Below are 12,135 nucleotides of genomic sequence, written 5' to 3' on the forward strand. Positions count from 1 at the left end.
TACCTCGCCACCGTTTGTCCAACTCCCTATCTACCTTTGTCAAAAAAAAGATGGAGATAAAAACACAAAAACAAATTCTTCAGACCATTGGGGAAGTATATGAGCAGGCAAAAAACTGTCAGTTGGAACAGTCCTTCCTTTCAACAGTAAAGGACGAGCTTGTTATACTTTCCCAATATTTTAGGACGACAGAAGAGCAATCATTTTTTATTGCGGTAGTATTTACTTTAAATTATAAAGGTGAATTAGCAGACCTGAATAATCTAAGTGAATACTTTAATTGTAACCCATTGCGAATGCTTGAATTTCATCAAGATCTGGAATTTCTTTGCAGCAACGGTTTCTTTTTAAAAGAAAAATCAAAACGGGCACTGAAAATTGCAGGAGCAGGAGAAAGATATACGGTTGAGGAGAAAATTTCAGAAGCCATTTTACTGCAGCTTCCCATCCCGAAAATCAAGAAAAAAGAAGTGAAAAATATTATTGATCTGCTTGAACAACTCCATATTTTGGGAACAAAAAGAGATGAAGATCTAATTTCAACAATGACTTTGTTCAGAGAAACAGAATTTCATTTGGAAAAAAACATCCATCTTCCACTTATAAAAAAGGTGAAGCAATTAGGATTTAAAACAGAAGAAAACTATCTCTTTCTTTATTTGGTGTGGAAGACAATTTCAGGGTCTTCGACGAGTGATATCGGCACTGTATTAGATGGAATTTACGACCAAAAACAGAAACGAATTCAAGAAATGCAAAAAATGATGAACGATGAACATACGCTCATTAAACATAATTTTATTGAAATTGTTCCTGCAGATTTTTTTAATGATACTGAAATGAAACTGACCGATGTTTCACTTCAGTTTTTAAATGATTGCGATATTAAATTATTCATCAAAAAAAAGAAAAGAAACAATGTCATTGAGCCGTCAGATATTATTCAGAGAGAACTCATTTTTGACCTAGAAGAAATGAAACAGCTGGAAACGCTTAACAACCTGTTGCAGGAAGAGAAGTTTATTGAAACTCAGAAAAGACTTAAAGAAAAAGGCTTACCCGAAGGAATCACGGTTTTGCTGCATGGACAACCTGGAACAGGAAAAACAGAAGTTGTCAATCAGTTAGCAAAAGCAACCAATCGACAGATTATGAAGGTCGATATAAGTCAGACTAAATCGAAATGGTTTGGTGAAAGTGAAAAGATTATCAAACGAATTTTCACAGATTATCAGGCATTTTCAAAAGATTGTGATCAAACGCCAATTCTACTGTTTAACGAAGCGGATGCTATCATTTCAAAAAGAAAAGAACTGAATTCTTCCAACGTTGCCCAGACAGAAAATACATTGCAGAATATCATCCTTGAAGAACTTGAAAATTTTCAAGGTATTTTAATGGCGACGACCAATCTGGCAGAAAACCTGGATTCTGCTTTTGATAGAAGATTTCTTTTTAAAATAGTCTTTCAGAAACCAAGTACTGAAGTGAGAGCAAAGATTTGGAAATCCAAAATTGCTACACTGAGAAGTTGGCAATATAATAATCTTGCAGAAAAATTTGATTTTTCAGGCGGGCAAATTGATAATATTATCCGTAAAATTGAGATACAGCAGATCATTAATAATGCACCAATGAACCTCGAAAATATTGAGTCTTTCTGTAATGAAGAAATGATAATTCCACAAAGCTGTGCAATAGGATTTAATAATTCTAAAAACTAGAAGATGGCAACGATAACAAGTATGGGAATTAAACTGATAAGAATTCCCAGAACAAATCCTTCTATTATAGAAATTTCAGACGATGCAGGAATTTCTTGGACTGGCAGATATTCCGGATCGAAAGAAGTAGGAGAGTTTTATGCGCTAACAAGGAGAGGAGAAACTATTTTTGCGCTTACTTCAACCGGTACATTTCGCTCGTTGGATGCTGGAGCATATTGGATGAAGACATCATGAATTTTACCATTTTAATTAAAAAAACAAACCATGGCAAAACAGGAACAAATGCTTCGGCTTCAATATATTCAGGACTTTTTACGAGCCAGAAAACAACGTGGGGCTACCTATTTGGAAATTGACCAGTATCTTGAAAAGAAGTTTCAGGAAAAGGATCATGCAGATTTAAGTTTCTCCAAACGTACTTTTAAACGTGACAGAGAAGTGATGGAGAATGTTTTGGGAATCAAAATTATTTTTGACTTTAGTAAGAAAATTTATTTCATTGAAAATGAAGAGCTTACCAATGCCGAAGAATCTGTTTTTGATAATCTTCTTTTGGTAGAAGCGTACAGGGAAGCAAAAGCCAATTCTGAAATCATGTTTTTCGAACCGAGAAAATCCAGAGGTTTAAATTTACTTCACGGAATCATCCATGCCATTCTCCATCAAAATGTTTTAAGTTTTACGTACACTAAATTCTGGACAGACGAAACTTCTCAACGTGCTGTAGAACCTTATGCTTTAAAAGAATTTCAGCATCGCTGGTATCTTTTGGCCAATGAATATAAAGCTGATAAACTCTTTGTCAAAACATTCGCGTTAGACAGGATTATGGGTTTAGAAATTAAAAGCACCAAGTTTAAAAAACAACAATACAACGTAAAAGAAGCTTTCAAAAACAGTTTCGGAATCATCTCCGCTGATGGAGAACCACAGGAAATAATCCTTTCGTTCGACTGGGAACAGGGAAACTATATCAAATCTTTGCCGCTGCATCATTCCCAAAATATCTTAAAAGAAGAAAACGGAAGGACTTTCTTTAGATATTTATTATCTCCAACTTATGATTTCAAAAAAGAAATTTTGTCATTTGGGAATAGGGTAATGGTGGTTGCACCGAAGGATTTTCGGGAGAAAATTTTAGGTGAGATTGGGGAGATATTTAAAAATTATAATATTTAGATCAAAAACAAACAGTTATATTACATAAATGGAAGAATCTAAAAATATCTATAAAACTATTCTAAGTAAAATACTTGAAATAAATTCCGAAATAAGTTTACCAGAAAATGTAAACAAAGACATTGCAGAAAATCTACATAATTCTTCTAATCAAATAAAAGAGATATTAAAAAATTTAGAATCTGAAATTAATAATTTAGAAAACCTTTCAGAATGGGAGCATTATACCATTTCTTTTATAGGCGAGACAAATGCTGGTAAGAGTACAATCATTGAGGCCTTGAGAATTCAATATGAAGAAGAGGAAAAGAAAAACGCATATACAAAAAATCAAGAATTATTATTTGAGGAAAAGAACTTATTACAAAGATTACAAGATGAAGAAGAGCTTTTTAATATTGACAAAATTTCAATTGATAAAAATAAAACTTGTGAATTAAATATTACTTTACAAAAAGCAGATGAAGCTAAAAAAAGTCTTTGGTTTAAGGTAAGAAATTTTTTACAAAAAGATTACCAGCCCAATAAAGACAAAATTTTAAATTTAAAGCGAGATATTGAATATAATTTCGGTCGAAATTTTAATGACTTACCTTGGGTGACTAAAGATAGAAACCGCTTAAAAACAATCAAACATCAAATTATATATGATGGTGAAATTATAGGAACAGGTAAGCTAGACTACACTCAAATAAGCAAAACATTTTTTATAAAAATTAAAGACGAACTAGTTAAAATCATTGATGTACCTGGAATAGAGGGTGACGAATCCAAATATGAAGAAGAAATAAAGAATGCTGTTAGTAAATCTCATTGTGTATTTTACATTACAACTTCTACTAAAAAATTAGAATCTGGGACATTATCAAAAGTAAAAAAATACATTAAAGATCAAGCTGATGTCTTTGCTGTTGTTAATATGAGATTGAATTCTTTTAAAGAAGAATATTTCAATTTAAGTTTTGAAGAAATTTATAAAAATAAATTAGAAGCTGTCGAAAGCATTTGGCAGCAACTAAAAGAAGAATTAAATGATAATTTCATTAAAGTAGTTCCAATTAACGGACATTGGGGATTTCTGAGTTTATCAAAATATCTAGAGAAAGAAGGTGAAAAGCAAAAACTATCTAGTGATAAGCTCAAACTAATGAAAGTATTTCAAGATGAAAACACTATTTATGCAAAATCCAATTTTAAAAGTTTCGAGAAAATGATTTTTGAAACGGTAAACCAAAAAGAAGAAAAAATACGAAAAATTAACATTCAAAAAGTAAATACTCTTCTTGGAAACATAATAAATAATTTACAGTTTAATTTAGACACTTTTTTACGCCCTGATTATTTAGACAACATAAAAGAACAGGCTGACAATTCTAAAAGAGAAGTTCACTCTACTTACAATGATTATTTAAGAGAGTTGGAAAATATTAGAAAAAGAATATTAAATGATTTTAAAAGAGATTCTTTTAAAGCAATCGATTCTTTTATTCAACAAAATGATATCAATGAAAATATTTATAATATTGGTATAAAAAGAATTTTAACCGAGCAATGCAATTTATTGCAAGAGAATATTGAATCTGGCTTTAAAGAGTCTGTTGAGAAAGTTAATAAGCAAATACATAAAAGTTTAAGTATTTTTCTAGATAGGCTAGACACTTTGAATAATATGAATAATGCTTCATTTTATGATCTTAATATTAATGTGGAATTTAGTTTTTTGAAGAATGACTTTTTAAAACTGACAGAATCTTTATTTTCTATTGGAGGACTTGCGTGGACTGGTGCTGAGTTAGGAGCCTTGATTGGAACAGTATCATTTCCTGGTGTCGGTACTGTTTCTGGAGCCATTATTGGGGCTGTTGTTGGAGGAATAATTGGTGCGTTAAGTGCCGTCTTTAAATTTTTCCAATCAACAGAAAAAAAGAAATCTAAAATCTTAATGAATATTAATGAACAGCTAGAGGAGCAATCAAAAGACATTGATAAACAATTAAAAACAGAATTTGATGGTGTTTCGAAACTGATTAAAAAAGATTTTATTGATAGCAGTTTAAATTTAATAAACAATTTATTTGAAATGTATCAAATAAGGAGAGATAAAATATCGAAAACGATCACAGAATTAGAAACTACAAAAATTAAAGATTAAAATTATGAATGTAATCAACAATTACGAAAAAGTCAGAGAGGTAATTCTTTCAAAAATAAATAAGACCATAGACTGGTTACATTCAGGAGAAAAATTTGGAATTTCTTTTGAAGAAGAAAGAAATAAACTAATAAATTTAAAAGAAAATTTAGGTGATAGTAAATTAAAAATTGCATTGGTTGGTGCTTTTTCAGAAGGGAAGACCACTATGGCTGCCTCTTGGCTGGGGAAAGTAGAAAGTGATATGAAAATCCATCATGAAGAAAGTTCTGATGCAATTTCTATATATCAACCAATAGGATTGGAAGATAAATGTGTTGTTATTGATACACCCGGCCTTTTTGGAAACAAAGAGATTGAAGCTGAAAATGGTTTTGTTAAATATAAGGAAATTACAGAAAAATTTGTTTCTGAAGCCCACTTGATTTTATATGTAATCAATCCAATTAACCTAATGAAAGATAGTCATCAGGAAACTTGTAAATGGTTATTTCGAGATTTAGGTAAATTGGAAAACACGGTATTTGTTATTAATAAGTTTGATGATATTGCTGATTTAGAAGATGAAAATGAATATTTCAATTTGTTTCAAATTAAGAAAGATAGTTTTGTCAGTACATTAGACCGCTTTATTAATTTGACAGAGCAAGAAACAGAAAATCTAAAAATTATTGCTATTTCGGCTAATCCATACACCGAAGGTCTGGAATATTGGTTTGATAATTTAGAGGAATTTGAAAATATTTCGAGAATCAACAAATTGAGAACTGTTACAAACGATATTATAGCCAATTCATCTTCTTCTGTTTATACAAATCAAATTAAGAGTGTAGTATCTGATCTTGTGTTAAGAAAGAAAAATGAAGTAATACAAATTATTGAATTGCAGAGTAAGAATATCGAATTATCAGATAAAAATCTTAAAAATATCGAAAACGATTTGGATGATGTTTCAAAAGAAATAAAATCAAATTTTTTTAACTTAAAGAACGAAATAATCAGATACTTAGTAGATTTAAAAATAAAGGTTCGCGGAGCAGATTCTGAAACCCTCGGGAATATTTTTGACCGAGAAATCGGGGAAAACGGAAGAATGTTAGATTTAAATCTAGAAGAAATTTTGTATCGATATCTGTTAGGAAATATTTCAGAGCTAAAAAAAATAGGATCAAAAATTGAAGATGAGATTAATTTCTCAGAAAAAATATCAGATAATTATGTAAAATCATTAATTACTAGTGGATTATCAAGTGTCAAAGCAGTACCATTATCTAATATGAGAAATATGGTTTTGGCATCAAGAAATACTTTAGTAAAAACAGTAAACTCGTTAGGAGGTGATATTGCTATCAAGTTTAAGCCTTGGGGAGCAGTTAAATTCGCTAAAGGATTGGGAGCAGCCGCAGGTGGTATTACAGTTTTAATAGAAATCTATGGGATGTGGAAATCTTATCGTGAAAAGAAAAAGTTTGAAGATGCAAAAACAAAATTATTAGATTTCATCGAAGATATAATTGAACATTACGAAAAAATGTTTAAAAATGAAGATGAGTTTACAAAAGAATATTTTCCTCAATTGAAAGAGTATTCAATAATCCATGAAAATTTAAAAGCAGAGAATAAAGAAATGAGATCTTTAAAACAAAAGCTCGAAAACTGGTTTAAATTTTCTGCAGAAATTCAAGATGCTGAATTTGAAAATGTACTATAAGCCACGCAATAATTTTGTTTTTTAAAGGTATTTCTGCCATTTGTCGATTTATGAGTTTTTAATAAATGTATATTTTTTGTTGTTTTGGAGTGTCGCAATAAGGTTGCCGATAACTTCCAAATTTACGCATTGCGTCAATCCAAACTATATGATATTCGCAAAGCCATTTATGCTACTAATATAAAATATTATTTTTGATGAATTGGTTATTAGTTTCACACAGTCTAATTTCGGTCAAATCCATCGTTTTTTGAGATTCTTTTTTAATTTTATTCTCTGTGGCTAAGTTGTTTCTAGGAACTCCTGAACTATTGACAATTTCTGGTACGGTTAATATCCCAGAGATCTCCAGAGAAAATTCTTCAAAATTGATCATTTGAATACGTATCCAGCTTACCAATTACTTTAATATCACAATACCCTCGTTGTGTGCAGATTTTATGGTTTATAAGATCCGTCAGATTTTCTTGTATAATGTTTTGGATAATAATTTCCATCCGCTTTTCTCTCCCAGTCCTTCGGATAGTAATTTCCATCAGCCTTTCTTTCAAATTCCTTTGGATAATATTTTCCATCTGCTTTTCTTTCCCAATCTTTTGGATAATAATTTCCATCAGCCTTTCTTTCAAATTCCTTTGGATAATATTTTCCATCCGCTTTTCTTTCCCAATTTTTTGGATAGGAATTTCCGTCCGCTTTTCTTTCTTTTGCTTCAGAATTATATTTATTTATTTATTTGCGTTTTTACTATTGTAAATTTTGAATATAAATATTTTATTTGCTCATTCATAAATTGTCGATCCTTTTTTGAGATTTGATAACTTTAAAAAGATATAAAATCAAAAGCCTCCTTTAGGAAGCCTTCGAAACACCAAATCACAAAATATTAATATGATAAAAATTCATTTATAAAGCTGTTGCAGTATAAGTTACTGTTTGAGTATAAGTTCCGGCCGGTTTACCTAAGATATCAGAAGATGATGATTTTGCCGCTGGAATCGTGTAGTCCAGATTCAGTGTTAAGGCGCTTCCAAGCGGAGCATTCGCCACTAAAGTCTGATCCGCTGCAGATAAAACAACAGCGCTTTTTGTTCCCCCCATCGTTCCGGCAGCTGCCGAAGTTTTGATGGTCAAAACATTTACCGGGATTTCGTTGGTTCCGTTCATGAAGCTCGCACCACCTGCTTTTACCTTCACATTAAAACTCTTTGTTGAAGTAACTTTCAAAGCGTTCGCCTGGGCCACTGTCTTTTCCGAATTATAATCCGCTGCAGTAGCATAGTTAAAGGCAACAGCACCACTGATTGCAGAACTTCCGGCATCGATGGAGATTACATCGTTAAGGGTAATGTTTACCGTTGTGGTTGCAGTAGTATTCTGAGCCTGAACAGTGTTGGTTCCTGATATGATGGCTCCGATAGTTAAGGCTGCGATTGCGATTTGATTTCTCATGACAGTAGTATTTGATTTTATTTTTATTCTTGTTTAATTGTCCTCTTTTGAACACTACAAATCTACAGCGGCAATAAAAGTTTCTTTGTAGTGGAAAATGGAAGTTCATGTAGTAAAATAACTACACGTATTAGTTAATAAAAAAGCCCTCAACACTTTCTTAAGTGCTGAGGGCTTATTTATTGTATAAAAGTTGGTTTATTATTGATTTTCTATCATTGAAGTAAGCATCATTTTGGGAGTTTTTTTGAAGTTGCGTAAGTTTTGAAGATACCCCAAACATTCAGCAAACTAATTGCTAGAATTGCAAGCAAGTATTAATTGTTTTTTGTGATTATTTTTTGTAGGCAGTAGGTGTCATTATTTTAAAATAACTTGACCTTCATAAATTGCTGCAGCGAAATTTAAATAATAATATTCCCTTTTATTATTAATATACTTAAATTTTTTTTTTGCTCTACTATTCCATTTGATATCATACTGATAGAAGTCTAGCCTAGATTCATATTGATCTACTGATTTATGTTTTACAAAAAAAGTCATGTTTTGAACAACGCCTCTTTCTTTGTATTTCAAATAACCTAAATTTTGTAAACTGTCGAGATAGTTTGGCTTTTCTAAATTGGTCCAAAATAATTTTTTTAATGGAAAACTTCTAGAATTTTGTCCAAATGTGTTTACAACAAATATTATTGTAAACATAAAACATATATTCCGATTCATTATTGATCGCATCGTTTTGTTAGATTATATTAGTTATATAATTTATGTTTTATCATTGTAATAGTAAACACCCCAAACATTCAGTAATTAATCAATTTTGTAAAAAGTTTAATTGAATATCTGCCGTTGAACTGTACAGTTTCTCCCCATTATTGCAAAACTCTTGTGATCTGCAGTACTTTTATCCATCCAAATTATCCCAATCATCTCCTGTTACCCATCTTAATGCAGATAATTTTCCATTTATCATACCCCATTCAAAATTATCAAAATATAATTCATCTTCACTAAATTTATCTTCCACTTTTTTAGCAGATTTAAGTGCTTCTTCCCAAATATCATCAACAATTGTAGTTTGAGAATTTTTTATATCAAACTCTTCACGCTTGATAATTTTTATTTTTCCCGTTTCGATTTGATGTTCACTAAATTTATGTCTATTATACCAAATTTTTAAACGAAGTTCTTCCTCGGCTTCCAATATTTCAGACCATTCTCTAAATTCAAATTCCCAGTTATTTGTAAAATCAAACTCTTCAACCAAAATAGGATTTATTGAATTTAATGCTTCAGGTAAATTGATATAATATTGACATTTTTTGGAATCAAAAATTGTAGCAAAATCTTCGTGAGAGTCTTTTTTATTACCTGTTTTAACACTAAAATCATTAGTATTATGAGTAATAAAAATTATTGCAAATTCTTGAACACTATTTTTGATTTTATAGTCGTTCAAGGTTTCTATAATAATTGAATCTCCAATACTGTTTTTTGAATTGTGAAAGGGAGCCAATTTTTCAATAGCTCTTTGTGTTGCACTTAATTTTATATCATTAGTTACTTCAAGTATTTCTGATTCATTTAATAGTTTTTCAATTCGTGATATCGAAGAAGAAACACTTTCACCCAGAATAGGAATTTTCTTGTCAATATTATTCAGTTGCGTTAAGATTGTTTCTTTGAAATCTTTATCAGAGTGCTCTTCTACAAGATTTTTTACAGTTTTAAAATGGCTAGACATACTTTTACCAGCATCAATTATAATTCTTTCTTTATTCCTAGAGAATTCATCTATAACTATTTCTGGAACAATTAATTCTATTTCTCCGTTTTGTAAAAACTCTTCAAGTAGGCTTATCAGTTTTTCATTTTTAACTGATTTAGCTAAATCTAACCAAACACAAGTATCAATCAATAATTTGTCTTTCATTTCTTGTTATGTATTTGCTCTGATAATTAATATTTAGTTTTTTTATTTTGTCTCCATTCCCAAGGGGATAAAGCATTTAGATCTGACCAAAGCCCATAGCTAATTGGGCAAACTTTCCAATGATGACATTACCTTTGGTTGTTTATTTGTTTAGAATCCTTTGAAAAAAATTTCTATTCTTTAGTTCATTCCTATCACTCATTAAAGCATTTAGTAAGTGATGAACATCTTTACTTTCATATTCCGTAATTTCTATCACATGTCCCACATTCATTTCTCCAAGATAAATATATGAATAGATTTTCCCATTCACTAAATAGAATTTATCTCTAAGTTCATGAAATTTTTTAGAATGCTTTTGCTTTGCTTTTGAACTAATATTCATTATTTCATAGCTGTCATTTTCAGAATTTAAAGCAGCATATTCATTAGAAAGTTTAGGATCAATATTTTGAACGTAATGCCAAAAATCTTTCTCATAGATATTAAAGAGAAAGTGTCCATAGAGTTCACTATCAACTTTATAATTCTTTAAATCATTTATTCCATTAAAAACTTTCTCTATTTCATCAATTTCATATTGTCCTATAATTTTCATACGTTTTCGTTTTTTAGGATTAATTTATTACTTGACTATAAAATCCTATAAATTCTAAAAGTATCAACCTTCATTGTTATCTTGTAGTTGGCGATTAACTACTCTGTATATAGAATAATTTGTTTGATCCTGAAGATGTAACAAAGCAACTTCAAAATAAGAATTTAGCAATTTTCCATTTATGTTTTTATATTGAAATATTAAAGAAAGTAATGGAAAATCTGCTCCTGATTTAAATTCTTGAAGATAATTGTGAATTTCAAAAGCTTTCATAAGCAATGATGGTACACGAAGTTCAGTTTTTTCACCTTTATCAACAACACCCATCCCTATCGTTTCAGATTCAAAAATTAAAAAAGTACTTTTCAATGTTGCATGACGCAAATTTACATTTATGAATTTCCTGCCATCGGGTCGTACAAGAATATCACTAGCTGTAATTTTTAATTCTGAATTGTCAAATTCTAATAACTGTTTTAATTGAGTAAGATCAACTTTAAATGTCACCTGAAGTTCAGTTGCAAGCCCTAATCCCTTATTTTCGACTTGAAGAAAAAAAACTTTAGTAATATACTCATAAGGAGTAGCGTGGTTTATCGGTGGACTGTAAGTATAAAAGTTCTGACCTATTTTAAAAGAAAACCTACTTACATCAGCAGAAAAAAAATCTAAACTATTTATTATGAAAAATGGTTTGATAGGATTATGTACAGATTCATCATGATTTCTTTTTTCTAAGCCTCTAATATTTACAGCAATGATGACTGTTATTATTAATGTCAAGAATGAAATAATAGGGTTTAAAATACCTCCCAAATAATCGCCAAAAACTCCCCAATCTGCAGGGTCTGTTGAGGGATCGTTCTCATGAAAATTTATAACATAGAATATTACAGGCATTACTATTGCAATCAGTGCAATTAGACTTCCAAATCCAATAATCCATAATATGTGGGAAGATTTCATTGTACTAAGATTTAATTATTTTATAAAATGTTGTTTTACTACCAATATTAAAAGCTTTCATAATTTGTTCGATAGGAATGTTTTTACTTTCATAGGAAGTTTTTACTAAAGGTGCAATTTTTTTATATTTTTCAGACATTCCTTTTGGTCTACCTCCATTTTTTCCTCGAGCTCTTGCGGACTTTAATCCGGCATTCGTTCTTTCGATCAAAACATTTCTTTCGTGTTCAGCTAAAACGCAAAATATTTGGAAAATCAGTTTCCCACTTGCCGAACTTGTATCTATATTTTCTGAAATAGATTTGAAATAGACTTGAAATTGATCGTTTTTTGAGATTATTTAAGCATTAAATGAGCAAGTTGAAACATCGTTTTAGCTTTATATTCTTTTTTTAATTTATAGACATATTTCTCAAC

12 protein-coding genes are annotated in these 12,135 nt (G+C 30.3%); 5 read left to right on the top strand and 7 right to left on the bottom strand.

Translation table 11 applies throughout. The annotated features are described in order from the left end of the window. The first annotated feature begins 50 nt into the window (after positions 1-50). Genes B5X64_RS15605 through B5X64_RS15625 form a run of 5 tightly spaced genes read left to right on the top strand, consistent with a single transcriptional unit; the run spans position 51 to position 6,769 of the window. Entirely contained in the window at positions 51-1,724 is a 1,674-nt protein-coding gene (locus tag B5X64_RS15605) for an ATP-binding protein (protein ID WP_079466117.1), read from the top strand. A 3-nt stretch (positions 1,725-1,727) separates the two neighbouring features. Then, positions 1,728-1,961: a hypothetical protein gene (locus B5X64_RS15610; protein ID WP_079466118.1), complete on the top strand. Its 234-nt coding sequence runs from the start codon at positions 1,728-1,730 to the stop codon at positions 1,959-1,961. 30 nt (positions 1,962-1,991) lie between these two features. After that, positions 1,992-2,906, top strand: a complete 915-nt coding sequence (locus B5X64_RS15615; RefSeq protein ID WP_079466119.1) for a helix-turn-helix transcriptional regulator — start codon at positions 1,992-1,994, stop codon at positions 2,904-2,906. A gap of 28 nt (positions 2,907-2,934) precedes the next feature. Beyond that, entirely contained in the window at positions 2,935-5,058 is a 2,124-nt protein-coding gene (locus tag B5X64_RS15620) for a GTPase (RefSeq protein WP_079466120.1), read from the top strand. Between the two features lie 4 nt (positions 5,059-5,062). Then, positions 5,063-6,769, top strand: a complete 1,707-nt coding sequence (locus B5X64_RS15625; RefSeq protein WP_079466121.1) for a LeoA/HP0731 family dynamin-like GTPase — start codon at positions 5,063-5,065, stop codon at positions 6,767-6,769. A 362-nt stretch (positions 6,770-7,131) separates the two neighbouring features. On the opposite strand, the gene B5X64_RS15635 is transcribed toward B5X64_RS15625, so the two are convergent. The 7 genes from B5X64_RS15635 to B5X64_RS23445 all read right to left on the bottom strand — a co-directional run bounded on the left by B5X64_RS15635 (position 7,132) and on the right by B5X64_RS23445 (position 12,058). Further along, positions 7,132-7,422, bottom strand: a complete 291-nt coding sequence (locus B5X64_RS15635) for a hypothetical protein (RefSeq protein ID WP_123921074.1) — start codon at positions 7,420-7,422, stop codon at positions 7,132-7,134. 253 nt (positions 7,423-7,675) lie between these two features. Beyond that, positions 7,676-8,221: a peptidoglycan-binding protein LysM gene (locus tag B5X64_RS15640; protein WP_079466124.1), complete on the bottom strand. Its 546-nt coding sequence runs from the start codon at positions 8,219-8,221 to the stop codon at positions 7,676-7,678. 360 nt (positions 8,222-8,581) lie between these two features. Beyond that, positions 8,582-8,923 (bottom strand): hypothetical protein, encoded by a 342-nt coding sequence (locus B5X64_RS15645; RefSeq protein WP_079466125.1) that lies wholly within the window; start codon positions 8,921-8,923, stop codon positions 8,582-8,584. 202 nt (positions 8,924-9,125) lie between these two features. After that, on the bottom strand, positions 9,126-10,154 hold the full coding sequence (locus B5X64_RS15650; RefSeq protein WP_079466126.1) for a PIN domain-containing protein: 1,029 nt from the start codon (positions 10,152-10,154) through the stop codon (positions 9,126-9,128). Positions 10,155-10,296: 142 nt separating this feature from the next. Then, positions 10,297-10,752, bottom strand: coding sequence for a hypothetical protein (locus B5X64_RS15655; protein ID WP_079466127.1), 456 nt, complete (start codon positions 10,750-10,752; stop codon positions 10,297-10,299). Positions 10,753-10,815: 63 nt separating this feature from the next. After that, the gene (locus B5X64_RS15660; RefSeq protein ID WP_079466128.1) at positions 10,816-11,718 is read right to left on the bottom strand and encodes a hypothetical protein; all 903 of its coding nucleotides are present in this window, start codon (positions 11,716-11,718) and stop codon (positions 10,816-10,818) included. 4 nt (positions 11,719-11,722) lie between these two features. Continuing rightward, a complete protein-coding gene (locus B5X64_RS23445; protein WP_079466129.1) occupies positions 11,723-12,058 on the bottom strand; it encodes a recombinase family protein in 336 nt (111 codons plus the stop codon). Positions 12,059-12,135: the final 77 nt, after the last annotated feature.

The sequence above is a fragment of the Chryseobacterium balustinum genome (assembly GCF_900168205.1).
In the GTDB taxonomy this organism is placed as follows: Bacteria; Bacteroidota; Bacteroidia; order Flavobacteriales; family Weeksellaceae; genus Chryseobacterium; species Chryseobacterium balustinum.